Source organism: Aeromonas rivipollensis (assembly GCF_037811135.1).
In the GTDB taxonomy this organism is placed as follows: domain Bacteria; phylum Pseudomonadota; class Gammaproteobacteria; order Enterobacterales; family Aeromonadaceae; genus Aeromonas; species Aeromonas rivipollensis.
Genome location: NZ_CP149130.1, coordinates 1535946 through 1561363, shown reverse-complemented (window position 1 = coordinate 1561363; position 25418 = coordinate 1535946). Strand labels below are relative to the sequence as shown.

The window sequence follows — 25418 nt, the reverse complement described above, 5'->3', positions numbered from 1 at the left end:
ATTACTCTCTCTCACTTCCCAAATTATCTAAAGGTACATTAAGTTTATAACTAGCTATTTTGTCGATACTGCCAAATAAAACCAATGGTTCTACATGCTCAGAAACCAACCTATAGACAGATAAATTCATATACTGAAAACCACTAACTAGGATAAATAACATGAAAAAATATTTCACATTTTGACTAATTTTTAGTTTTAGAATGATATATACATAGGCTGGAATTAAAAACAAGGCACCAAAATAAACATATCTGAAAAACAATGTTCTTGATGGAGGAAAAAAAAGAGAGGAGACAGAGATAACTAAAATTAGAATTGTATATCCTTTATGAGGAACCTTATATCTTATAAAAATAAATAGAACCAAAAAAAATGAAAGGAGCCTTAAAAAGGTATATATGAAGTAATCATAATCTGCCAATGTTTCATATCTTGACCATGGCCCATTTATGTAAAAATATAGTTTTTTAAATAATAAATCAAGATAATCGAATCCAGTAACGTGAGCTTGGCTAGTCAAAAAGAAAAGAGCCAATGGCATAACACTAGAAAGTAATAATGCAAAAGTATAGTTACGTTTTCTAATTATATGAGCGAGGATGATAATCCCAATAAAGTAGAATATTCCATTATGGATAAGTATTCCACAAAGACTCCAAAATAAAAACGGAAAGTATCTTTTTAATAAAATTGAGGACAAGCCGCGTACAATAAAAGATAATGCGAGGAGATACTCGAAGGAAAAGTATATTGATGACGGTATAAATGAGAACAACAATACAATAAACAAAACATTCTTCTTAACACCATTAATTTCAACATTAAGACCAGTTATTATATTAAGTATGGATGATATTATATTGAAGGTGAATAAGAATATAGAAATAAATGTATAAAATCTATTAGGTAATCCGAAATACTCCATCATATTAAACAAAGCATATTGATACGCTTTCATTTCTAACAATGACATATAGTAGTCACTATTATAGTCATAACGATTATAGTATCTGACTACGTCACCTATAACTTCTCCATTGGGATTAACCAGAGAGGCAACAGTTGCAATAAATAAAGCCGAGAGGAATGCAAACCAATTATCTAATCGCTTACCTCTTACAACATAGACATAGACGATAACTAATAACAACACCATCATCGGTGATGCATATAACATCATCAGCAATATTAATGACAACCCTACACTGGAAATATAACCAAAAGTAGTGCTTCGACTTAAAGTATCCATTCAAAACGTCTCTGATTTATATATCCCAAATTTATCTTTCAATGTTTTATTCCATTCTGTACCAATGAATTTCACGATAGTATTTGGACAAATTCTTTTTATTGTATATGCGGATGTAGAAAACAATGTTGTAACAGATTCAATCTCTTCAGATATTAAGACATATACTTCAACAGGAATTTTTCCATCTAATACATAGATATTATCATAAGAAGAAAAAACATCCTTATAGTCTGTTGTCTCTCTAGGATGTGGCTTTATATATATAGGTCTACATTCATTCGATTTGTTTGTTATCAACTCCTTATATATAGAGATTTTCTCATGTTCAGAAATCCCCATATCTTCAAGAGGCTGTGTGATGAAAATGTCAGCCCCCTTAATTATTTCCCAAGATGGTGGAAATAATTTATTTATATATTCTATGTTATCCTTTACACCATTTTTTATGTCAAGCACCTCTATTTTTTCTCTCAATAGAAAAGGTAAATCCATAATTTCTGTTAAATAAATTTTTTTGACTTTTTTTCTGTACCCATACGGAAGTATATTGAGGTGAGCCTTTATTTTATTATAGATTCCCGGCCGCACTACATAATTAGAAAGTCCATCTTCAATTAAAAACATATCTCTTTTTCTAAAAATCAACGATAAAGGAAGATGATCATGGCCATACAAGGTACATTGTGAAAAAAGATTCAAGTTTACACTTATCTCTTTAAAACATTTTGGTTTGAACCCGAAGAGTGATGATAAAAATATATCAAATCTATTAGGGCGTGCTATTTTATTATAGGTAATAATATTTGGAATTCGATCTGATAGTTCATGCGGGAAGTTATCACTAGTCAAAATCAACGTATCATCCAATCTTTTATTTACAATTAAATACAATAGGATCGCATATACAGATTCAACATGTAGAACTTTTCTGATCTCACAGTTCTCATTAATTTTTACCAGAGAAAAAATACTCATATCACTCATAACATAATTCGCCAAGAAATAGAAGAATACATCGATACCAAGAACCATGTTCCTAAAAATCGAACAAGCATTGAAATTGAATATGCTATCGCTGCCCCTTCAATCCCTTTGATTGGGATAAGATAGAGCAATGCTACTATATTAACCAATCCAGAAAATATGGTAAGGACAGATAAAACTCCTGTTCTTTTTTCATAAAACAGATAGTTAGTCACCATTAAATACATGCCACCGAATGCCTGTCCTAGGCACAACCAACCGATCACTGTTCCTGCTTTCTGATAAGCCTCCCCTGCAATCCATGTTACCACCCAAGGGCCAACAAGGAATGATAAACAACCTAAAATGAAAACTACGATAAAGAATATATAAGTAAACTTAACTACTTTCTGGAGTTGCAGAGGATTATTATCCTTCAAAGCTCTGAATAGCCATGGCACCAATGCTTTATTGATAGCATCAAAAACAACTGCCATGCCCAAGCTCAATTGAACCGCTAACATATAAATACCTGTCTCAGCGATCCCCAACTCTCGATTAATAAGAAACCGATCCACCGAACTCAGAACAAAGACACCTACTACATGTGGTATTAGTGGAATACCAAAATCTAAAGCTTCTTTAAAAAAACTTTTCCGAAGAGGAAATAATAGGATCAATCGTTCACGGTAAAGTAGAAGTAGACCGAGAAGCCCATAGATCACTGTAGTTAAAAATAGCGCATCAACCCGCCCAGATGCTCCTTGTTGCAACCAGATGATCAGGAATAACGACAATATCATGATGATGATACTCTGACTGACTTGCATTACTCCAAATGCAATAGCCTTTTCTCGTATTTGCCATTGACCTAATCTTAATTGAATAAGAAAATTTGCAGCTGAAATCACAACTGCGAAATAAATCCATGATTCAGGGATATTCAACCATTGGCTCAACTGCTCTGAAAGCAGAAAACTGACGACAGCCAAGAAAAATGTACTGAGTAATAATATGTGGACACAAGTGCCATTGAATAATGCTAGTGATGACGCCTCATTATTATCATAATATTTACGGTTTGCAGCACCAATAGAATTCAATCCAGTCAATGCAGCCAACCCTGTCACCAAAATTTGAAACATGGAAATCTGTCCATATTCATCTGGTGTTAGATAACGCGTTAATACTGGTAATAAGAAAAATGGAATTAGTGCATTCAGTATATTTGACAATAAATAAATGCTGGATCGCTTTAATAACCCCATATTAAACTCGATATATAAAAACGTCTCTTCATTTTAAAAATGAGAAATGATAACATATTCAAAAAGTAGTATCCAATTAACATTAAAAATAAGCCTTAATGAACTCAGCCATCTTGAAATCGAACTCATCATCTATGTCAACAGAACTATATTTATCCATCACGTATGCAAAGGCACCGTCTGAATATATATTGGACAGAGACCCTACGAAGCGACGTTCAAAGATATAAATAGCGCCATTCAGCCGATAGAAAGGCTCAAGATCCTGGCTTCTTTTATTAACCGAAGGTGTGATAAAACCGTTCAAACTATTATCTTTCGGTAATCTATTGCAATACTGAACCGGATGTTCCAGTTCACAAACCGATACCACTGCAGTCGCTTTCTTATTCCGATAAAGCGCGACTGCCTCTGTTATGTGCCGTGCGGTACGCAATGGTGACGTAGGCTGCAATATGGCGACCATGTCCACCATCGCATAATTTTTTTCTACCCATTGCACAACATGAGAGACCACATCGTTGGTCGTGGCCGTATCACCGGCAAGTTCAGCGGGACGCAATCCTGGAAATGTTACACCAGCATCTTGCATTGCAATATCGGCAATCGCTTGGCTATCAGTGCTGACAATCACCATGTCAAACTCACCACTGGCGAGTGCGGCCTGCGTTGTCCAGCGGATGAGTGGTTTGCCTGCCAGCGGCTTAATATTCTTTCCAGGCAGGCGTTTACTGCCACCTCGGGCAGGGATAATCGCAATTTTCAGGGACATTATACCAACCCCTTGATATCGAGCTGAGCCTTGTGGAAATCATCCATACGGCCGATATCGAGCCAGTATTCGTGTATCGGGAACATCAACACCTCTTCCTGCTTGGCGATTTGCTGTTCAAGCAGGGTTGGCATATCGATACGCTCTTGCCTTGGTACATTCATGAATAATTCCGGGCTGACCACATAAATACCAGCATTCACGAAATAGCGCTGGATGGGTTTTTCCTGCATCTCGAGGATGCGGTGCCCGTCTCCGCTGATCACCCCATAGGGAACCTGATAGTCATATTCACGAACACACATGGTCGCCACCGGCTGGTACTTGTTATGGAAATCGAGCAGGCGATTGAAATCCACTGTGGTAAGCACGTCGCCATTGATCATGATAAGCGGCAGGGCAGGAATGTCGGCGGGTAGCAGACCCAAGGCACCACCTGTTCCGAGAGGGGTCTCTTCATGCACGTAGCGAATATGGGCGCCCCAGGGAGAGCCATCACCAAAATAGTCGGTGATCTGCTCGGGCATATAATGGGTGGAAATATAAATGTTCTTGAAGCCCGCCTTGAGGAACTGGCTGAGCAGGGTTTCCAGAATGGGTTTGTCACCCACCTTGAGCATGGGCTTGGGACAACTGTCGGTGAGCGGGCGCAGCCGGGTACCAAACCCCCCCGCCATGATGAAGACTGGGTTGTCATAGCTCGGCGCTTTCGCCGCCAGCTCCCAGGTTTCCAGTCCGATCAGCCTGCCAGCGTCATCGACCACCGGCAGAGAAAGAACGCTACGCTCTCGCATGAGCTCCAATAATTCTGTGCGGGCCATCTTGGCAGAGACGGTGATGGGGGTGGTGTTCATCACCGCCGTGACGCTTTGCGTCAGGGAGACATTGTTCAGGATGGCGCGGCGAACATCTCCATCGGTCACGACTCCCAGCAGGTGCTGCTCTTCATCCACGACCAGACAGACCCGCAGTGCCTCTTCATTGATCACGGCCAGGGCATCACGCACCGAGTGTTCCGGCGACAACACCACTTTTTCCCAATTTTTGCTCATCCAATCCATCCTTTACTGCTTGATAGGCATCACGCTGCCCCGGGCAACGTATGCAATCTGCTTTTCTCCAAGAGGGCGCGTCAGCGTGGCGCCGGCCCCGACCACGGCATCAGAGCCAATTGATATGCCCTGGATCACGGCAGCTCCCGTACCGATATGGACTCTCTCACCCGTCACCACACCGCCGGATAACACGGCGCCCGGTGCGACGTGATTGTCGCCTCCCAGATGGCAGTCGTGATCCACGATGGCACCACTATTGATGATGCTGTTGGCACCGATCCGGGTACCCGCCTGAATGATGGCCCCCGCCATGACCTGGGCACCCTCTTCCAGCACGGCGTAGTCAGAGACCATGGCCTGTACGCTGACGACGCTTGCAAAGCGGTAACCAAGAGCGCGATAACGGGAAAACAGCGTGGCGCGCAGCGGGTTGCCCGGCAGGGAGCCGATGCCATTGACCAACACCACCTCATCCGGATGGTGGGTCAGTATTTCCTCATCATGCCAGAGGGGAATATCAGCCAGTGCGGCGCGCGGTGTACCTGCGGCGGGCGCAACCAGGGCGATGGGAACCACTCCCTGGCTGCGCAGCATGTCGACCAGCACCGAGGCGTGCCCCCCTGCCCCGAGGACGATGACCGGTTTATTCACGGATAGGCTCACCCGCCTGATAGGCACGTTTGGCCGGTTGCCCCAGGAGCTGCCAGTAGGCATAGGGGCTCATTCCATCGCCAGGGCGCTTGATGGCGAGGTTGTCGGCACAGAGGATGGCGCCCTCCTCAATGTCGCAGGCAGCGACCAGGCTCTTGCGTGCGATCTCCTTGTTCTTGATCTCGCTCGGGCGAGGCCCTTTGATGCCGTCTCCCAGTGCCAGTTCCACATCGCGGATCCCTTTCACCATGGCGGCCAGTTCATCGGGCTCAAGAGAAGCCTTGTGATCAGGCCCTTCCATGTTGCGATCCAGCGTGAAGTGCTTCTCGATGAGGCAGGCTCCCCGGGCTACTGCCGCCACCGGGATGGTGATGCCTTGGCTGTGATCCGAATAACCGACCGGCAACCGGAAGGCGTGCGACAGGGTATCCATGGCTTTGAGGTTGATATCCACCATGGGCGCCGGATACTCGGTCGTGCAATGCAGCAGGGTCACCTTGTTGGCAAGAGCTGCCTGACCGGCCTCGCTGGCATAGGCAGCCATGAAGGCAGCCTCACTGGGCTGCGCATCCTGCGGCGCGGTCAATCCGAAGGCTATCACCCCCAGGGCCGCCTCCACTTCTGCCAATGTGGCCATGCCGGTCGAGACGATCAACTCGCAGCCGGTGCGGGCATGGGCCAGTACGAAGGGAGCATTGGTCAGTTCCCCGGAAGGGATCTTCAGTGTCTGCAACTTCAACCGGTTCACCAGGAAGTCCAGGCTCTCGGTATCGAAGGCGGTAGACAAAAACTCGATGCCGAGAGACTCGCAATGGGCGATCAGACGAAGATGGGCATCGAACGAAAGCTCGAGGCGGGAGAGCATGGCAAACTGGCTCTCTTCCTTGCCGGTGTTGGCGGTTTGATAAGCGGCCTGTTTAGCCTGGCGGGTCACCAGATTGGCCGCCTTGAAGGTCTGAAACTTGACGACATCGACGCCTGCCCGGTGGGCGGCATCGATCAGCGCCACGGCGAGTGCTTCGTCGCCATTATGGTTGACGCCGGCTTCGGCAATGATGCGGATCATGGCGACGGACTCCTGTCGAGATCATGGAACTGTTTGATGGTGGGGGCGGCAAAGTGCTTCAGGCGCGCCACAATCTGGCCGCTGGCATCCCCTGCACCATAAGGATTGACATAAGCATCCAGAGCCATCGGCTGCAGGGCCCGGGCAATACATTGCGTAATGGACGCAGCCTTCGCCTCGCAATGCAGCACGCTCTTCGCTGCCAGACGCCCTTGTTGACGCTGGCCGATATTGATGGTCGGTACACCCAGAGAGGGCACTTCGATGATGCCGCTCGACGAGTTGCCAATCACGGCGGCACAGTGTTTCACCGCGCTCAGGTAACGCCTGTAACCCAGAGACGGGATGGCCAGCACGCGTGCAGGATTTGCTGCCGCATACTGCTCAAGCAGTGGAATGATGGCTCGACCACCGTCATCTGCATTCGGATACGTCAGGATGACCTGATGGCCGGGATAGTTATCCAACGCCGCCAGCAAGGCACTGAAACTCTCCTTGGCCGGTTCATCAGCCAGAGTCACAGGGTGATAAGTCACCACGAAGAACGGTGAGTCCAGTACAAACCCAAGGGATGATTGCAGTTCGTCCATGGAAAGCAGAGGGGTCTTGACGATGTGATCCAGACCGACAGCTCCCACGTTGAACACACGCTCCGGCGCTTCACCCAACTGGATGACGCGCTGCCGATAAGGCTCGGCTGCGGTGAAATGCAGGTAGCTCAACTTGGTAATGGCGTGGCGGATGGCGTCGTCATAGGCCCCTTCGGTGATCTCCCCTCCATGGAGGTGCGCTACCGGTATGCGCTGCAACATGGCCGCCTGTGCTGCCGCCAGAGCTTCAAAGCGATCCCCCAGGATCACCAACACATCCGGTTGCAACCGGGCCAACGCGTCTGCCAGCCCGAGCAAGGCAACCCCCATGCTTTTGACCACACCGACAGAGGTATCGGAGGAGAGCAGCATCTCGATGCGCTCATCGATCTTGAAGCCATCTTGCTCTATCTGCTGATAAGTCAGACCAAACTCGGGAGACAAGTGCGTACCCGAGACGATCAGCTTGAGCTCCAGTTCGGGATCGACCGCAATGTCTTTCATCAACCAATAGAGCAGACCGTATTCGGCGCGGGTACCGGTAAAGACGGCGATGGTGTTGGCCATGTTCAGACCTCGACAGGCGAGCTGGGCAGGTTGATCAGATGGGCTTCCAACCACTCGGCGTTCCCCAGCTCCCCACACAGGGCATGGGAGAACATGGGCAGGCGATGCATCAGCTTCCATACCGGCCGGGTCATGACACCGGCCTTGTTCAGCTCGGTCAGCAACGTATCCCGTTGGGTTTGATCTTCACAGACAATCGCATTGAGCCAGTAGTTGGAACGCCCGTAGGACGGTTCGGTGACGAACTGGCATGCCTGATCCTTGAAGAACTCGGCATAGTGCATGGCAAGCGCCCGCTTCTGTGCCAGAAACTGAGGCAAGGCCTCCACCTGGGCACACCCCAGAGCCGCATTCAGATTGGGCATGCGGTAGTTGAAGCCAGGCTCATCGTGATAGAACTCGAACGGGTGCGGCACCTTGGCCGTGGTGGTGATGTGCTTGGTACGTGCCCCCTGTTCGGCATTCTGGCAGAGCACCATGCCACCCCCCCCCGTGGTGATGATCTTGTTGCCATTGAAGCTCAGGGCGGAAAATGCACTCAGCGTCCCCGTATGTTTGCCTTTGTAATAGGAGCCAAGGCTTTCAGCTGCATCTTCCACCAAAGCTATGCCCCAGGCCTGACACACGGTCTGCAACTCATCGAGTTCGACCGGATGACCAAAGGTATGCATGGGCACGACGGCTTTCAGGCGGCGCCCGCTTGCCTTGTGGATGGCGCCTGTCTCGGTGCGAGAGGCATGCTCTTCCAGCCAGCTGGCCAAGGCAATGGGGCACAGGCCTAGGCTCTGGCGTGACACATCGACGAACACGGGCTCTGCGCCCATGTGATGTAAGGCGTTGCAGGTCGCCACAAAAGTCAGCGGCTGGGTGATCACCAGATCGCCGGCCTGTACCCCCGCCATATAGAGCGCGATATGCAGCGCCGCCGTGCCATTCATGGTGGCAACTGCACGGGCAGAACCGGTAAAGGTGGCTATTTGCTGTTCGAACTGCTCAACATAGGCGCCCACGCTGGAAACGAAGGTGCTTTCCAGGGTATCGAGCACATATTGACGTTCATTGCCGGCAAAGGTCGGGGCGTGAAGAGGGATAAAGTCATCGGTTTTGTAGGTATCACGAATAAAACGAATCAATTGGGTATGCATACCGATTCCTTACATCTTGCCGTCGAGATATTTGCCTGTCTCTTTATGACCAAAGTCCGGGATCATGGCGAAGAACAGCTCGACGATCTCTTTCTTGTCCCAGGCGCGTTTCGTTTTCATGGCCGCGATGGTCTGCTCAAAATGATTGAGCAGGTCATTCTGATAGGCGGGTTCATTCTTGATGATGCCCAGGTTTTCAAACCTATCCATGTCCAGCACTTCTTTATCAGTGAAGAACTCTTCGAAGTCTTTCTCACCCGTGGTGTCGCTTTCGGTAAAGAGGCAAGGCCACATCCCCTGCTCAGGCAGATTCGCCATCAGGGCTCTGGCCTCATCCTCGTCCTTGCACAGATAAGGCTTGTAGCCATGCTGTTCCAGATACTTCACGGCGATTTCGGCGAAGGTAATGAGGTGCAGGGACTCGCTGAGCTTGGGGAAGAAGATATCCCGATTCTCACCGAAGATGCAGGACATCAGGCACAGCTCACCGGACTCCTGGGGCGTCACGAAGTAACGTTTAATGTCGTTGGGGGCGACGATGGGTTGACGCTTTTGCAACCGCTGGTTGAAGCCGTGCAGCAGGGAACCGTCAGAGAAGGCCACGTTGGCAAAGCGCGCGGTTGAAATGGCAATCTGCTCGCTACGGCGCATCAGGAACATCTCCATGATGCGCTTTGAAGCCCCCATCATGTTGACCGGATTGGCCGCCTTGTCCGTCGAAACACAGAAATACTTTTTCACACCCATGTCGATGGAGTGCTGGATAGTTTTGTCCGTGTTGAACACATTGACGTCGATCATGCGCATCAACGTGAAAGGGTCTTTCTCGCTGCGTACATGCTTGAGCGCAGAAAGATTGAGCACGTAATCATAGGCGCCGTCGGCTTTGATAAAGGCGTCATATTCAATGGAACCAATATCCAGCGCAAACGTCTGGAAATCACCATCGATATACCCGAACGAGCTGCGGATATCGCGCACCAGCTCGACCATGTTGTTCTCGCTGATATCGACAACATGCAATTTACGTGGATTTCTCTTGAAGATCTCTTTGGTCACCGCCTGGCCAATAGAACCAGCGCCACCAAGAACAAGAAAACGGGACTGGCTGACGATCTCAGACAGTTTTTTCTCATTTTTACCAATGTCATCAACAAACAGGTCTTTATTACGACCAATGAGACTCAAAATATTACTCTTCATATAAAAGATACCAATCTCAAGTTCAGTCCACGCAGGACATGCAATATATCAATGATGAATTCTGTCAACGTCGCTTGTCTGGGAGAGATGCCAGATTATCGTCTTGGACAATCCTGACTCAAAACTCTCCTGCGGCAGCCATTTCAATTCAGTGGCCATCTTGCCGGCATCGATGGCATAACGGCGATCATGGCCTGGGCGATCTTCCACATAGGAAATCTGGTCACGGTAGGAGCCAGCCTTGGGCACCATTTCGTCCAACAGATCGCAGACGGTACGTACCACGTCCAGGTTTTGCTTTTCGTTGTGACCACCGATGTTGTAGGTCTCTCCCACCCGCCCTTTGGTCAAGACCAGCAGCAACGCACTGACATGATCTTCCACATAGAGCCAGTCGCGGATCTGATCTCCCTTGCCATAAAGAGGGATCGGCTTGCCCGCGAGGGCGTGGGCTATGGTTTGTGAAATCAGTTTTTCCGCATGTTGCCAGGGCCCGTAATTGTTCGAGCAGTTGGTCACCAGAATGGGCAGCCCGTATGTCCGATGCCAGGCGCGCACCAGATGGTCACTAGATGCCTTGGAAGCAGAATAGGGGCTGCTGGGCGCGTAGGGCGTTCTCTCGGTAAAGAGCGGAAGCGGCTCGTTCCACAGAGGGTGGCCAACACTCACCTCATCGGGATGGGGCAGATCCCCATAAACTTCGTCGGTGGAGACATGATGGAAACGAAAAATGCGCTGGCGCACCTCATCCAGGCCGCTCCAATAGGCGCGGGCGGCTTCCAGCAACATATAGGTGCCGACGATGTTGGTCTCGATGAAAGCGGCAGGTCCGGTGATGGAGCGATCGACGTGGCTTTCTGCCGCCAAGTGCATCACGGCATCTGGCTGATGCACAGCAAATACGCGATCCAGCTCGGCACGATTGCAGATATCTACCTGCTCGAACACATAGCGTTCGCTATCGGTCACATTCGCCAAGGATGCCAGATTGCTTGCATAGGTCAGTTTATCGAGGTTGATGACGAGATCCTGAGTATGACCAATGATATGGCGTACCACAGCCGAACCGATAAAGCCGGCACCTCCGGTAACAAGAATCTTCATATCAATAGATATTCATGCAAAGCCAGTGAATGGCGGGGAACAAAACGCGCACTGCAGTACTGACAATGCGGTTAATACAAATAGCTACCAAACCGTCAAAACACGCTGTTTTTCTGGTAACTGCGTTAGCTACCGCCCTTGAGTTACAGCTCCCAACACGCTGCTTTTAACCTGATTGTGTGCGCTGTTGGTCATCATATCCTCCAGCTTCTTGTTTTGGTTGATGTTTAACAATGGCGTTACATCACATTGCACGTACAGGCATTCCTGGTGCCCCATTGTTCACATCTTGGGCAGTTAAGTGCCCCAAACCCGATTTTGGGCCAGATTCTATCTTGTTTGCCCCAAGGATGAACAGTCAAAACAACAGGAAACCCCCCATGCCATCCAGGATTCAATAAAAACCGTTCATCGAACTTTCCACCCAGATCGCTTCAGGAGACATGTATAGATCCCGCCAGACTGTGTTATCCAACCTCTGACAATAAGATGAAAGTCAAATTAATTCATAAGGTTAAATCTATGCACCTGTAGTGGTCTGGTCGTCAAGATGAGGTAACCACAACGACACCATGGCCCCTGATAGAGCGCCTATATATATGTCAAGCCCCGGCCCGTGCGATAAGAACGGTCGCAACCCTTGGTACCGAAGTGCTGGGTGAGCCCAAGGTTGCCGATAGCTTTGGTTGAGGGGTCATGAATCCGCCTGGTCACGGAGTGAGGCGGAGCGATGATAATAAAGGCAGACACGATTCAGTCCCGATACAGGGGGGCTATGTAGGATCCTCGTTGACTCTCCCCCTTAGACACCCTCTAATTGACAGCCTGGACCCTTATCATCATGCATCTTATGAAAATCCTACTGGTCGAAGACGACAAGCTGCTCAATCATCACCTCACCACGCTGTTGACCGAGGCCCAGAATCAAGTTCACAGCACGGACAGTGCCCAGGTGGCGCTGCACTATGCGGCCGACTACCCCATCGATGTGGGCATCATCGATCTGGGCCTGCCGGACATGGACGGTCTGCAGCTCATCAGCCGGCTGCGCGAACAGCAGATCCCCTTCCCCATCATAGTCCTGACGGCCCGGGGCAACTGGCAAGACAAGGTGGAGGGTCTGGAGGCCGGCGCCGACGACTATCTGGTCAAGCCCTTCCAGAAAGACGAGTTGCTCGCCCGCCTCAATGCCCTGGTTCGCCGCAGCGCCGGTTTCATCTCCCCCAGAGTGAAGGCGGGTGACTACGAGCTGGATCTCTCCCGCAAGGAGCTCACCGTCGCCGGCGAAGTCACTGTGCTCACCAGTTTCGAGTATCTGATCCTGGAATACCTGATGCGCAACGCCCGCCAGGTGGTTTCCAAGCAGCAGTTGCTGGATCAACTCTATGGTGATGGCGAAGGGGATCCGAACACCATAGAGGTGATGGTGAGCCGACTGCGCAAGAAGCTGGATCCGGAAGGGGTCATAGCCCCCATCTCCACCATCCGCCGTCAGGGTTACATCTTCAATCTCTCCTGCAGCTGATGCCCCGTTTCATGCTGCACCCCATGCAACTGATCCGCCGCTCGCTGCACCTCAAGCTGATGCTGAGCGCCATGCTGGTCATCGCAATCATCATGACCTTCTCCGTCTATATCCTCTATCTTGGCCACGCCGAGGAGCAGGCGCAGAAGGCCAGCATCCGCATGCAGGAGAATCTCTCCAAGCTCTTCTCCTCCAAGCAGCCCGATCCCCATGCCATTACGGATCTTGGCAACATCACCCCGGATGCCATCGACCCCAATCTCGACACCCTTATCTGCCGCTCCGACGGTGAGCTGAGCTGGTCCAGCCTGCACATGCCCGAGGTGATCACCATGAAGGGGACCATCTGCCGGGATCTGATGAAATACCTTGGCGGTCTGGATCAGGACTATTTCTTCAAACTGCACACCATCAAGAACGGTGAAAGCTACTTCATCTACAGCCTGCGCTTCCTGCGCAACCACGGCGACGGCCCCACCACCTACTACGTGGTCATGGTCGATTCCGCCAAGCGTTACCAGGCCCAGACCAGGGAGTATCTCTACCGCTGCATTCGTCAGGCGCTGCTCTCTTACTGCCTGCTCGGGGCCCTGCTGCTGCTGACCAGCTTCTGGAGTCTCTCCTCCCTGCGCACCATGGCGCGGCAGATTGACGAGATCCGCGCAGGCTCCCGGGAGTCGCTCTCCAACGACTACGAGCGGGAACTGACACCGCTGACCGAGTCGGTCAACCAGCTGCTGGAGAACGAACGCCAGCAGACCCAGCGGTACCAGCACGCCCTGAACGATCTGGCCCACAGCCTGAAAACTCGGCTGGCGCTCATCCAGATCACCGCCCAGGAGCTCAAGCTCGGCCACGATATCCATGACAACATCAGTGAGCAGATCACCACCATGGATCAGATCATCCAGTACCAGCTGCGCCGTGCCGTCACCGGACGAAAACGCCTTGCCAGCAAGGGCACCGAGCCGGTGCCCCTCATCGAGAAGCTGCTGGCCAGCCTCACCAAGGTCTACCGCCACAAGAAGCTGCAGACCGGCTTCCAGTTTGATGACGACGTCTTCTTTCACGGTGAACAGGGCGATCTGATGGAGCTGATGGGCAACCTGCTCGACAACGCCTGCAAGTTTGCCATCAGCGAGATCCAGGTGCGGGTCAACCGCCAGGGCAGCGGCCTGCTCATCGTGGTGGAAGACGACGGCCCGGGCATAGACCCCGGCAAATCGCAGCAGATCTTCCAGCGCGGTGTACGGGCAGACAGCTCCCCCGGCCAGGGAATAGGGCTAGCGGTAGTGACCGAAATAGTGCACAGCTATGGTGGCAAGATCCGGGTTGACGAGTCACCGCTTGGCGGCGCCAGGTTCCATATCACCCTCCCCTGATACCGCGATAAGGGCCCATGCCATGGGCCCTTCCTTACCTCTATCTCCATGCAGGCTCTGCCCTGCCTGGCTCCAGCACCTTCCAGATCCCTCCATCATTCTCAGACCACTTTATGAGGGTTCACCGGCCCTGCCACATCCTCCTGGATACGGCGTCCCCTATGGTGCCCTCATGGGGGGAATGCCACGACATCAGGTGGACAGACATAAAAAAAACCGGCCGCAAGGGCCGGTGAAACAGTTCAGGCTTGTCAGGTGACAATTCGCACCCAGCGGATGAAGACAGCTTCCAATTCCCTGTGAAACCCTGCCCTCTTGAGTACGTGATGTCACTCTACGCCAGGGTCACTGAATCGGGACTGAACCATTTGCGCATTCTTTATCCGCCTCAGAGGCGGATCCCGAGGGACTGGCGCAGATAGGCGCCCGCCCCCAGCAGACCGGGGCCCTCATGGGTAATGAGGAACACCGGGATGTCCTTCAGATATGGCTTGAAGCGCCCCTTGTCCTCAAAGGCGACCCGAAAGCCGGAGCTGATGAAGAACTCCTGGAAGCGTGGCACTATGCCGCCGGCGATGTAGACGCCGCCGAAGGTTCCCAGGTTGAGCGCCAGGTTGCCGGCAAAGCGGCCCATGAGCACGCAGAACAGGCTCAGGGTGCGGCGGCAATCCAGGCAGTCACCCGCCAGCGCCCGCTCGGTGATGTCTTTCGGGGCAAAGGGCTCGGGTTCACGGCCATCGGATTTGACCAGGCCGCGATAGAGATTGACCAGTCCCGGGCCCGAGAGGAAACGCTCCGCCGACACATGGCCCAGCTCGCCACGCATCACCTGCAGCACCGCATCCTCCTCTTCCGTGTTGGCGGCGAAATCCACGTGACCGCCCTCCCCCGGCAGACTGAGCCACTGCTCGCCCGCCTGCACCAGGTGCGCCACCCCAAGGCCGGTGCCTGCGCCATAGATGGCGATGGGCTTGCCGGCCACGGGCGCGGCGCCGCCGAGCTGGATGCGATCCGCCTCAGCCAGCACCGGGACGGCCATGGAGACGGCGGTGAAATCGTTGATCACCTGCAGGCGATCCAGGCCGAGGTTGGTCTGCATCTCGCGGATGGAGAACTCCCAACTGTGGTTGGTCATGGCGACCCAGTCGCCATTGATGGGACAGGCGATGGCGATGCAGGCCTCGCCCACCTTGACGCCATGCTCCTCCAGATAGAGGCGCACCACGGCCTCCAGGCTGGGGTGGGCCAGTCCGGAATAGGTCTTTGCCTCGGAAATGGCGCCGGTCGCCAGCTCGCAGAGGGCCAGCCGGGCATTGGTACCGCCTACGTCGCCCACCAGCGCATGGGTATGCTGCATAACAAACTCCTTCGTTACCGACTCGGGGCGGCCCTTACCGTCCCGACATAATTATTTGGTTGCAATACTACCCGAGCCCCTTCCCTTGCGGCGCGTCGGATGAATGCAACTGTGCGCCCGCTCACAGTGTTGTTGCTTTGCAACATTTGTAAGCGTTTTCAAGGGGCGGATGGAAGTTTGTAACCAAAAGCACGAAATAATTAGACATGAGTCATACTTTGTGGGGACGAGATTAGTTCCGATAAGCGCTTGTCTTGTATAGTCATCAAGTAGATTGGAAACCTGCTTGAGCTGTGAATTTAGTGCACAGACACTGAAGTTAAATTACAAAAATGCCTGGTGGTAATGATGAATACCCTCGATAAAATTACGAACAATTTGGAAAGTTTCAGTAAATCAGAGCGTAAGGTGGCTGAAGTGATCCTGGCGTCGCCCCAGACCGCCATTCACTCCAGCATTGCCACCCTCGCCAAGCTGGCCGACGTCAGCGAACCGACCGTCAATCGCTTCTGCCGTCGTCTCGACACCAAGGGCTTCCCCGACTTCAAGCTGCACCTGGCCCAGAGCCTGGCCAACGGCACCCCCTATGTGAACCGCCACGTGGAAGCGGAAGACGGGCCCGACACCTATACCGCCAAGATCTTCGAATCCACCATGGCCTGCCTCGATGCCGCCAAGAACAGCCTGGACATCTCCGCCATCAACCGCTGCGTCGATATCCTGACCCAGTCCAAGAAGATCAGCTTCTTCGGCCTGGGAGCCTCTTCCGCCGTGGCCCGCGATGCCCAGAACAAATTCTTCCGCTTCAACATCCCGGTGGTGAGCTTCGACGACATCGTCATGATGCGCATGAGCTGCATCAACAGCAGCGAAGGGGATGTGGTGGTGCTGATCTCCCACACCGGCCGCACCAAGGCGCTGGTGGAAATCGCGGCCCTGGCCCGTGAAAACGATGCCACCGTCATCGGCATGACCGCCAAGGATTCCCCCCTGGCCCGCGAGTGCAACCTGGTGCTCTCAATGGACGTGCCGGAAGACACCGACGTCTATATGCCCATGGCGTCGCGCATCGCCCAGCTGGCACTGGTGGACGTGCTGGCAACCGGCTTTACCCTGCGCCGCGGCATGAAATTTCGCGAAAACCTGAAGAAAGTCAAAGAAGGTTTGCGCGAATCCCGCTTTGATACCCCGCATAATTCCTGAATCATTCGGGGGTCCGCCCCCGACTGTCTATGCCACCTGGCTTGGTGTAGTATCGTAATTTAATAACACAAGGCCACCCAGATGGCCTGCAAGCAGGCGCCATGCCACATGCTTGACGGGGCAGTATTTCAAGTCATATCAACTTCACATTGGAGTCTTTCATGCCAAGACGTACAAAGATTGTAACCACACTCGGTCCGGCGACCGATCGCGACGGCATCCTCGAGGGGATCATCCGCGCCGGTGCCGACATGGTGCGGATGAACTTCTCTCACGGCACTCCTGAAGATCATATCCTGCGCGCCAACCAGGTGCGTGAAATCGCCGCCAAGCTGGGCCGCCATGTGGCCATCATGGGGGACCTGCAAGGCCCCAAGATCCGAGTTTCCACCTTCAAGGATGGCAAGATCTACCTCGCCATCGGTGACAAGTTCATTCTCGATGCCGCTCTCGGCAAGGGTGAAGGCTGCCAGGAGCAGGTCGGCATCGACTACAAGAGTCTGCCAAACGACGTGGTGGCCGGCGACATCCTGCTGCTGGACGATGGCCGCGTGCAACTGAAAGTCGAGCAGGTCGAAGGCACCCGCATTCACACCACTGTCACAGTGGCCGGGCCTCTCTCCAACAACAAGGGCATCAACAAGAAAGGGGGCGGTCTCTCCGCACCGGCCCTGACCGAGAAAGACAAGGAAGACATCAAGACCGCCGCCCGCATGAACGTGGACTACCTGGCCGTCTCCTTCCCCCGCAGCGGCGATGATCTGCGCTATGCCCGCGAACTGGCCCGCGAAGCCGGCTCCAACGCCAAGATAGTGGCCAAGGTCGAGCGCGCCGAAACCGTCGCCACCGACGAGGCGATGGAAGACATCATCCTCGGCTCCGATGCCGTCATGGTGGCCCGTGGCGATCTCGGCGTCGAGATCGGCGATCCCGAGCTGGTGGGCGTGCAGAAGAAGCTCATTCGTCACTCCCGTCGCCTGAACCGCGTCGTCATCACCGCGACCCAGATGATGGAGTCCATGATCAACGCCCCGCTGCCGACCCGTGCCGAGGTGATGGACGTGGCCAACGCCGTGCTGGATGGCACCGATGCGGTGATGCTCTCCGCCGAGACCGCCGCCGGCCAGTTCCCCATCGAGACAGTCACCTCCATGGCCAGCGTCTGCGTCGGTGCCGAGAAGCATCCTAGTCTGAACGTCTCCAACCACCGCATGAGCTACACCTTCACCTCGGTGGAAGAGGCCGTGGCCATGTCCACCATGTACGCCGCCAACCACCTGGAAGGGGTCAAGGCGATAGTGGCACTGACCGAGTCCGGCACCACACCGCTGCTGATGTCCCGCATCAGCTCCGGCCTGCCGATCTTCGCCATGTCTCCCCACAACAAGACCCTGGCCTGGACCAACCTCTACCGCGGTGTCACCCCTGTGCTGTTCGACGGCGACGAGAGCAAGCCGGTCTACGAGGTGTGCCGCGAAGCGCTCGACGTGCTCAAGGCCAAGGGCCTGGTCCAGAGCGGCGACATGGTGCTGCTGACCCACGGCGACAAGATGGAAACCGTGGGCAGTACCAACACCTGCAAGGTGATGATGGTCGAGTAATCCCTCGCTTGGACATCGACAAAAACGGCTCCTGCGGGAGCCGTTTTTTATGACGCCAGACCAGGTTCAACCACGAAACAGCTCCACCTTGTCCCCATCCTGCAGGCTGCCGGCGCCGCGCACCACCACCCTGTCCCCCAGCTTGAGGGCGCCGCTCACCGCCACCTGCCGGTTGTCACCGAACAGCACCGTCACCGGCACCCGGTTCACGGTCAGCGCCTCGCCGCGCTGCTCCACCTGATAGACCACGCTCCCCTCGGTGCCGAGCACCAGGGCATCCCGCGGCAGCAACATGGTCTGCTGCTCCCCGAGCGGCAGCGCCACCCGCACCGGCGAGCCGATGATGAAGCGGCCCGCCTCTGGCCTGAGGCGCAGCTCGATGAGGCGCGACTTGGGATCGGCGCTCACCGCACGCTGGTAATAGACGGCGTGGCCGCTGAGCTGTTCCCCTTCCACCCGCAACCTGGCCTGATCCTCCAGCTGGCTGGCCCAGACGATGGGTGCCCGCAGCCGGATGTCCGGTTGCTCCGGGTTGACCAGCTCCAGCGCCTGCTCTCCTGCGTCCACGTGCTCGCCGGGCTGGATAAAGTGTTCGTTCACCACCCCATCGAAGGGGGCGAAGATGTGGGTCCTTTGCAACTGCGCCTCGATCTGGCGCACCTGTACCCGGGCCAGCTGGTCGGCCAGCTCGGCCTGCTCCACGTCATAGCGCGCCTTGTCGTACTGGCTCTGGGAGGCACTCTTCTGCTGATGCAGCCGCTCGAGGCGCTGGTATTCGGCACGGGCGTAGCGCAGGTTGCTCGCCTCCCTCGCCTGCTCGGCCCGGGACTGCTCGAGGGAGAGGCGCAGAGTGGCTGCGTCCAGGCGCAGCAGCTCGTCTCCCGCCTTCACCCGGCTGCCAAACTCGGCTATCCACTCCACCCGGCCGCTCACCTCGGCGCTGAGGGCCGCCTGCTGGCGGCTCGCGACAGTGCCGCTGACCCAGATGCTGGCCCCCGCCTCCCCCCGGGTCACCTCCGCCAGGGTCACCACCTTTGCCCCGGCAGGCCCTGCTGCCAGCAGGGCCAGGGTCATCATCATCCTTGTGAACATCTGCATCATCGATAGGCTCCTTCTCAGGCCCGCTGCCGGATGGCGTGGGGCGCGTCGACCCGCTCACCCAGCCGCAGGAAGGCGGGTAACAGGATCAGGGTAAACAGGGTGCTGCAACTCATGCCGCCAACGATGACGGTGGCGAGCCCCCGGTAGATTTCGCTGCCCTCGCTCGGGCTCAGCATCAGCGGCAGCATGCCGAAGATGCTGGTGAGGCTGGTCATGGCGATGGGCCTCATCCGGCTTTGCAGGGCATCGGCCACCGCCGACTGGCGGCTCATCCCTTCCCGCTCGGCCATGCGGGTCTGGTGCACCAGCAGGATGGCGTTGTTGACCACCAGCCCCAGCAGGATCACGAAGCCGATGATGGTGAGCAGGTCCATCGGCAGCGGCACCAGCAGGCCGCTCAGGTGCAGCGCCAGCACGCCGCCCACTGTAGCGAGCGGCAGGGTCAGCAGCACCAGCACGGCATCCTTGAGGGAGGCGAAGACCCCCCACAGCAAGATGAGCAGTATCATCACGGCGAACAGGAAGATGCCGCCGAGGTTGTCCAGCGCCTGCTGCAGGCTGTCGGCATTGCCGGCAACCCGCAGCTCACCCCCGACCGGCAGCAGCGGCCGGATGGCGGCAAAGCTCTTGGTCTGCAGGGTCTCCAGCACCTGCTCCATGCTCATCCCCTCAGGCGGGGTGATCTGCAGGCTGATGCTGCGCCGCCCGTCGGCCCGAAAGATGCTCTCAGGCCCGAGGCCGGGCTCCACCCGCAGCAGCTCGCCGAGGGGGACGATGCGCCCGGACGGGGTGGCCAGTGGCACCGCCTTCAGCTCGTCCGGATTGGCGGAGGCCTGGCCCATCAGCAGGATGTCGAGCCGCTCCTCTCCGTCGAAATACTCGCCAACCCGCAGGCCGTCGCCGAAGGTCTGGATGATGGCGGGCAAGGGGCTGCGATCCCAACCCACCTCGGCCAGACGCCTGTCCTGGGGCACCAGCCGCAGTTCGGGGGCGGTGAAGTCGAGCCCGGGCTCAGGCCTTATCTGGGCCCCCGGCAAGTCGCGCTGTACCATGGCCATGCTCTCCCTGGCCGCCTGATAGAGCGCCGGCAGCTCGCCACCCTGGATCAGCAGCGAGATGCCGTTCTCGCTGTCGAAGCCGCCAAAGAGCGACCCCTGACCGCCGAAGACCCGGGTATCGGGTATGCCCACCAGCAGCTGTTTCATCAGGAGCTGCTCCAGCACCTTGATCCGGGTCTCGTCCCTGGGGCGCACCCCGATCTGGGCACCGCCCGGGTAGCGCAAGATGTAGTAGTTCTTGAGGGCGGGCTCTTTCTCCCCCTTCATGTAGGGATCCAGCCTGGCAATGAGCGTGTCTATCACCTCCTCCCGCTGGGCCTTGAGGTTGACCCCGGGGGTGAAGCTCATCCACACATCGATGGCGTCACGCTTCACGTCCGGCAGGTAGTTCATCTTGGGCAACAGCAGCCAGCTGGCCAGCACTGGCCCGCTCATCATCAGGACGATAAGAGTCCAGCGCCGGGGGGCAGTGCCGGTCCAGCGGATAACATGGCGGGTAGTACGCCGCCAGAGTCCGTCATAGGGATCGACCAGCCGCTCGCGCCCCATCCAGCGCGCCGCCACGGCGGGCAGCACAGTCACCGCCACCACCATGGAGACGGTCACAGCGCAGGCGATGGTGAGTGCAAGGTCGGCAAACAGCTGCCCCTCCACATCGTTGAGCAAGAGCACCGGCAGGAAGATGGCGACAGTGGTGAGGGTGGAAGCCACCAGGGCGGTCCACACCCGGCTGGTGCCTTCCAGCGCCGCCTCGGCCTTGCCGAGATCCCCCCGCTCATGGCGCCGGTAGATGCTCTCCAGCACCACTATGGCGGCATCCAGCACCATGCCGACCGCGAAGGCGATCCCCGCCAGGGAGATGATGTTCAGCGTCCTGCCCATCACCTTGAGCAGGCAGAAGGTGAGCATGATGCTGATGGGGATGGCGATCGCTATCATCAGGGTCGCCTTGAGCTGGCGCAGGAAGACCCAGAGGATGGCGCAGGAGAGCAGCACCCCCAGCCCCAGGTTGGCGGTCACCATGCCCACCGCCCGGTTGATGTAGAGGGAGGCGTCGAACGACTGCTCCATGTGCAGCCCGACCGGCTCCAGCACCTCGCGGTTGAGCTCCTCCACCTTGAGCTTGATCCCCTCCAGCGCCGCCAGGGCATTGGCCCCGCTCTCCTTGAAGATCTGGGCGGCGATGGCGGTGTTGCCGTTCTGGATGCGCAGCACCGGGTTCTCCTCCCGGGACACCCTGACTTCCGCCACGTCCCGCAGGTAGATGGGCAGGCCGTCGCGCCAGTCCACCACCTTGTCCCCCAGGGTGGCCACGTCGTAGCGACCGGCGAAGCGCAACTTGTACTCCCAGCGTCCTATGTCGAGGGTGCCGGCCGACACGTCCCAGCCAGTGGTTGCCCGGCTGGCGAGCACGGGTATCTCCACCCCCAGTTCGGCGGCGCGATAGGGGTCGAAGCGGATCTGGATCTGGCGCTCGTTGATCCCCTCGATGTCGACCGTCGATACCCCGGGGATCCGCTCAAGCTCAGGCTTGACCCTCGCCTCGATCAGCGCCTGATGATCGTCGATAGCCCCCTTGGCACCCGGCAGTTGCTGGATGAAGAAGAAGGTGAGGGTGTCGTTGCTGCTGTAGTTGTTGACGTAGGGGCCGCCGATCTTGTCCGGCAGGCCGGAGACCCGGTTCAGGCGCGAGATGACGTCGAGCTGGGCCCGCTGCATGTCGGTGCCGAGGGCAAACTCCAGGTCGATTTCGGTAAAGCCGGGATAACTGTTGCTGGTAAGCGCCTTGAGCCCCTGTACCCCCTGCATCTCCTGCTCGATGGGGTCGGTGATTTCCGACTCCATCTCCTGGGGCGAGGCAGAGCGCCAGTCCACCGAGATGTTGAGGTGAGGACGATCGATGTCGGGAAACAGCTGGATCGGCAGTCCCCGGATGCTGAGCAGGCCCAGCAAAAAAATGAGCACGACCGAGACCGCCACCCAGATGGGGCGTTCGATCGCCGTTTTGGCGAGGTTCATTCACTCTTCCTGAGTTGTTGTTATCGGCCATTCCGCTGGCCTTGCTTCCTGCCCCAAGGGTGAGGGGCCATTGCATTTAACTGGAATTAATCGAGGTTGTAAATGCCTGGTTAACAAACAAAAAAACCGGCCACATGGGCCGGTTGTCGGTTCACTCTCGGGATCAGGCGGCGTGCACAACCGGGTTCGGCTGAGACAACCCTTCCAGCTCGCCAGGGGCGAAGTTGTCCACCTGGATCGCCTCGTAGCGCAGGGCATCGGCGGCCAGCAGCTTGTCGGCCTCCTCCTTGCCGAGGATGGACTGGGACAGGGCCGCGGCCACCAGCTCCGGCAGGGCCATCTTGCGGGGCAGCTTGCCCTCTTTCTGGGCCTGCACCAGCTTCTTCTCAATGGGCTGCACCGCCACCATGGCCTGGAAAGCGCGCTCCATCAGACCGACCGGATCAGCGTCATCCTTGCCCACGTAGCAGAGTGCAGTCAGACGGTCGCGGAACTCGCCCGGGGTCATCATGGCCAGACAGATGGCATGGCAGCGCTCGTCTGCCGGCATCTTGTAGCCAACGCCGAACGGGAACACCACGCGTTTGAGCACGGCGCCCACCACCTTGTTCGGGAAGTTCTGGAAGAAGCCTTCGAACGCCTTGCCGATGAGGTAGAGGTTGCGCTCCACAGCGTACTGCACGAACGGCAGATCCGAGACCATGCGGCCCTGATCCTCGTAGTGCTTGAGGGTGGCGGAGGCCAGGTAGAGGTGGCTCAGCACGTCGCCAAGACGGGCGGAGATCATCTCCTTGCGCTTGAGATCGCCACCCAGCATCAGCATGGAGACGTCGGCGCACAGGGCCAGCCCTTTACTCATCCGGGACAGCTGCTTGTAGTAGCGGGCGGTTTCGCCAGCCACAGGGGCATTGTTGAACTGACCCAGGGTCAGCCCCTGGAACAGGGCGCCGAAGAAGTTGCCGGTACCGAAGGCGATGTGTTTCATCAGCAGGGCATCGAACTTCTCGAGGCCGCGCTCCACGTCGGTGTCGGCGGCCGCTTCCAGCTCGGCAAACACGTAAGGGTGGCAGCGAGTGGCCCCCTGCCCGAAGATCATCAGGTTGCGGGTCAGGATGTTGGCCCCTTCCACCGTGATGGCCACCGGAATGCCCATGTAGGCGTAGCCGGTGTAGTTTTTCGGGCCCAGCTGAATGGCGCGACCTGCGTGGATGTCCATGGAGTCATCCATGATCTGGCGCGCCATTTCGGTCATGTGGTACTTGGAGATGGCAGTGACGATGGCCGGCGCCTGACCGAGATCCAGGGAACCTGCGGTCATGCGACGGGCCCCTTCGAGCTGATAGGTGAGGCCGCCGATGCGGGCCAGCGCTTCCTGCACCCCTTCAAACTTGCCGATGGACATGCCGAACTGCTTGCGCACGTAGGAGTAGGCCCCCACTGTGCGACTCGCCATGTGACCGCAGGCGGTGCCAAGGGCAGGCAGCGAGATGCCGCGACCGGCGGAGAGGCACTCCACCAGCATGCGCCAGCCGCGGCCGGCGTAATCCGGGCCACCGATGATCCAGTCGAGCGGAATGAACACATCCTTGCCGAAGGTCGGTCCGTTCAGGAACGCCAGCCCCATGGGGTAGTGGCGATCACCGACCCGCACACCCGGGTGGCTGGTGGGGATCAGGGCGCAGGTGATGCCGAGCTCTTCCTTGTCACCCAGCAGTTTCTCCGGGTCATAGAGTTTGAACGCCAGCCCCAGCACTGTGGCACGGGGGGCCAGGGTGATGTAGCGCTTGTTCCAGTTGAGGCGAATACCCAGCACCTCTTCACCCTTGTACATGCCCTTGCAGACGATCCCCTTGTCCGGAATGGCGCCGGCATCGGAGCCCGCTTCCGGCCCGGTCAGGGCGAAGCAGGGTACTTCCTTGCCGTTGGCCAGCCCCGGCAGCCAGAAATCCTTCTGGGCCTGGGTACCGTAGTGCATCAGCAGCTCGCCCGGACCGAGGGAGTTCGGCACCATGACGGTGACCGCCACGCTCAGGCTCTTGGTGGCAATGCGGGTGACTATGGTGGAGTTGGCGATGGCCGAGAATTCGCGGCCGCCATAGGATTTCGGGATGATCAGGGAGAAGAAGCCTTCCTTCTTCAGATAGTCCCAGACCGGCTCTGGCAGGTCTTTGGTTTCGTTGACGATCTTGAAGTCGTCGACCATGGCGAGCAGGGTCTCGACCTGATTGTCGATGAAGGCCTGCTCCTCGGCGCTCAGTTCGGCCTTGCCGTAACCGTGCAGTTTCTTCCAGTCGGGGTTGCCGCGAAACAGCTCGCCATCCCACCAGACGGAGCCGGCTTCCATGGCCTCCCGCTCGGTGGCCGACAAGGGCGGCAGTATCTTCTTGAAGATGCCGAACACAGGACGGGTCACCACCTTTTTACGGATGGCGGGCACGCCGAGCACCACGGCTATCGCCAGCACCAGCAGGACAAGCAATGTGATCATACCGAAGTTCCTTCTATTTCACTGTTTCCGTTGATTATTGTTAGG

The 25418-nt window shown here is 55.7% G+C and carries 19 protein-coding genes; 4 read left to right on the top strand and 15 right to left on the bottom strand.

The genetic code is table 11. The features are described 5' to 3' along the window. Position 1: 1 nt before the first annotated feature. The 11 genes from WIR04_RS07135 to rfbB all read right to left on the bottom strand — a co-directional run bounded on the left by WIR04_RS07135 (position 2) and on the right by rfbB (position 11639). Complete coding sequence (locus WIR04_RS07135; RefSeq protein ID WP_338891548.1) at positions 2-1252, bottom strand: hypothetical protein; 1251 nt, start codon at positions 1250-1252, stop codon at positions 2-4. Then, positions 1253-2239, bottom strand: a complete 987-nt coding sequence (locus WIR04_RS07130; protein ID WP_338891546.1) for a glycosyltransferase family 52 — start codon at positions 2237-2239, stop codon at positions 1253-1255. Next, positions 2236-3486, bottom strand: coding sequence for a lipopolysaccharide biosynthesis protein (locus WIR04_RS07125; RefSeq protein ID WP_338891545.1), 1251 nt, complete (start codon positions 3484-3486; stop codon positions 2236-2238). The genes WIR04_RS07130 and WIR04_RS07125 overlap by 4 nt, the downstream gene beginning before the upstream one ends. Positions 3487-3568: 82 nt before the next feature. Beyond that, on the bottom strand, positions 3569-4258 hold the full coding sequence (locus WIR04_RS07120) for an acylneuraminate cytidylyltransferase family protein (protein WP_338891544.1): 690 nt from the start codon (positions 4256-4258) through the stop codon (positions 3569-3571). After that, positions 4258-5310 (bottom strand): nucleotidyltransferase family protein, encoded by a 1053-nt coding sequence (locus tag WIR04_RS07115; protein WP_338891543.1) that lies wholly within the window; start codon positions 5308-5310, stop codon positions 4258-4260. Before WIR04_RS07115 ends, WIR04_RS07120 begins: the two co-directional genes overlap by 1 nt. A gap of 12 nt (positions 5311-5322) precedes the next feature. Then, positions 5323-5964 (bottom strand): acetyltransferase, encoded by a 642-nt coding sequence (locus WIR04_RS07110; protein ID WP_338891542.1) that lies wholly within the window; start codon positions 5962-5964, stop codon positions 5323-5325. Next, the gene (neuB, locus tag WIR04_RS07105) at positions 5957-7030 is read right to left on the bottom strand and encodes an N-acetylneuraminate synthase (RefSeq protein WP_325784812.1); all 1074 of its coding nucleotides are present in this window, start codon (positions 7028-7030) and stop codon (positions 5957-5959) included. Before neuB ends, WIR04_RS07110 begins: the two co-directional genes overlap by 8 nt. Beyond that, positions 7027-8187, bottom strand: coding sequence for a UDP-N-acetylglucosamine 2-epimerase (neuC, locus tag WIR04_RS07100; RefSeq protein WP_338891538.1), 1161 nt, complete (start codon positions 8185-8187; stop codon positions 7027-7029). The genes neuB and neuC overlap by 4 nt, the downstream gene beginning before the upstream one ends. Positions 8188-8189: 2 nt before the next feature. Beyond that, a complete protein-coding gene (locus WIR04_RS07095) occupies positions 8190-9332 on the bottom strand; it encodes a LegC family aminotransferase (protein WP_338891536.1) in 1143 nt (380 codons plus the stop codon). 9 nt (positions 9333-9341) lie between these two features. Further along, entirely contained in the window at positions 9342-10520 is a 1179-nt protein-coding gene (locus tag WIR04_RS07090; protein WP_338891534.1) for a UDP-N-acetylglucosamine 4,6-dehydratase, read from the bottom strand. Between the two features lie 63 nt (positions 10521-10583). Continuing rightward, entirely contained in the window at positions 10584-11639 is a 1056-nt protein-coding gene (gene rfbB, locus WIR04_RS07085) for a dTDP-glucose 4,6-dehydratase (RefSeq protein ID WP_338891532.1), read from the bottom strand. Between the two features lie 850 nt (positions 11640-12489). Here rfbB and WIR04_RS07080 point away from each other — a divergent pair. Together WIR04_RS07080 and WIR04_RS07075 are read left to right on the top strand one after the other, a co-directional pair. Next, a complete protein-coding gene (locus WIR04_RS07080) occupies positions 12490-13164 on the top strand; it encodes a response regulator (RefSeq protein ID WP_025327574.1) in 675 nt (224 codons plus the stop codon). Further along, positions 13164-14546 (top strand): ATP-binding protein, encoded by a 1383-nt coding sequence (locus WIR04_RS07075; protein ID WP_307764339.1) that lies wholly within the window; start codon positions 13164-13166, stop codon positions 14544-14546. Before WIR04_RS07080 ends, WIR04_RS07075 begins: the two co-directional genes overlap by 1 nt. A gap of 388 nt (positions 14547-14934) precedes the next feature. Here WIR04_RS07075 and glk read toward each other — a convergent pair whose 3' ends face one another. Continuing rightward, a complete protein-coding gene (gene glk / locus WIR04_RS07070; RefSeq protein ID WP_338891529.1) occupies positions 14935-15903 on the bottom strand; it encodes a glucokinase in 969 nt (322 codons plus the stop codon). A 345-nt stretch (positions 15904-16248) separates the two neighbouring features. On the opposite strand from glk, the gene WIR04_RS07065 reads away from it, so the two are divergent. Both WIR04_RS07065 and pyk read left to right on the top strand, forming a co-directional pair. Continuing rightward, positions 16249-17106: a MurR/RpiR family transcriptional regulator gene (locus WIR04_RS07065; RefSeq protein ID WP_041204309.1), complete on the top strand. Its 858-nt coding sequence runs from the start codon at positions 16249-16251 to the stop codon at positions 17104-17106. A 161-nt stretch (positions 17107-17267) separates the two neighbouring features. Continuing rightward, positions 17268-18707 carry a pyruvate kinase gene (pyk, locus tag WIR04_RS07060; RefSeq protein ID WP_025327578.1) on the top strand — a complete coding sequence of 480 codons (1440 nt, stop codon included), beginning with the start codon at positions 17268-17270 and terminating at the stop codon, positions 18705-18707. Between the two features lie 66 nt (positions 18708-18773). On the opposite strand, the gene WIR04_RS07055 is transcribed toward pyk, so the two are convergent. From WIR04_RS07055 to WIR04_RS07045, 3 genes are all read right to left on the bottom strand, one after another. Next, positions 18774-19808: an efflux RND transporter periplasmic adaptor subunit gene (locus tag WIR04_RS07055; protein ID WP_338891525.1), complete on the bottom strand. Its 1035-nt coding sequence runs from the start codon at positions 19806-19808 to the stop codon at positions 18774-18776. Positions 19809-19822: 14 nt separating this feature from the next. Further along, positions 19823-22885 carry an efflux RND transporter permease subunit gene (locus WIR04_RS07050; protein WP_338891524.1) on the bottom strand — a complete coding sequence of 1021 codons (3063 nt, stop codon included), beginning with the start codon at positions 22883-22885 and terminating at the stop codon, positions 19823-19825. A 163-nt stretch (positions 22886-23048) separates the two neighbouring features. Beyond that, entirely contained in the window at positions 23049-25373 is a 2325-nt protein-coding gene (locus tag WIR04_RS07045; RefSeq protein WP_106886327.1) for an acyl-CoA dehydrogenase, read from the bottom strand. Between the last annotated feature and the right edge of the window lie 45 nt (positions 25374-25418).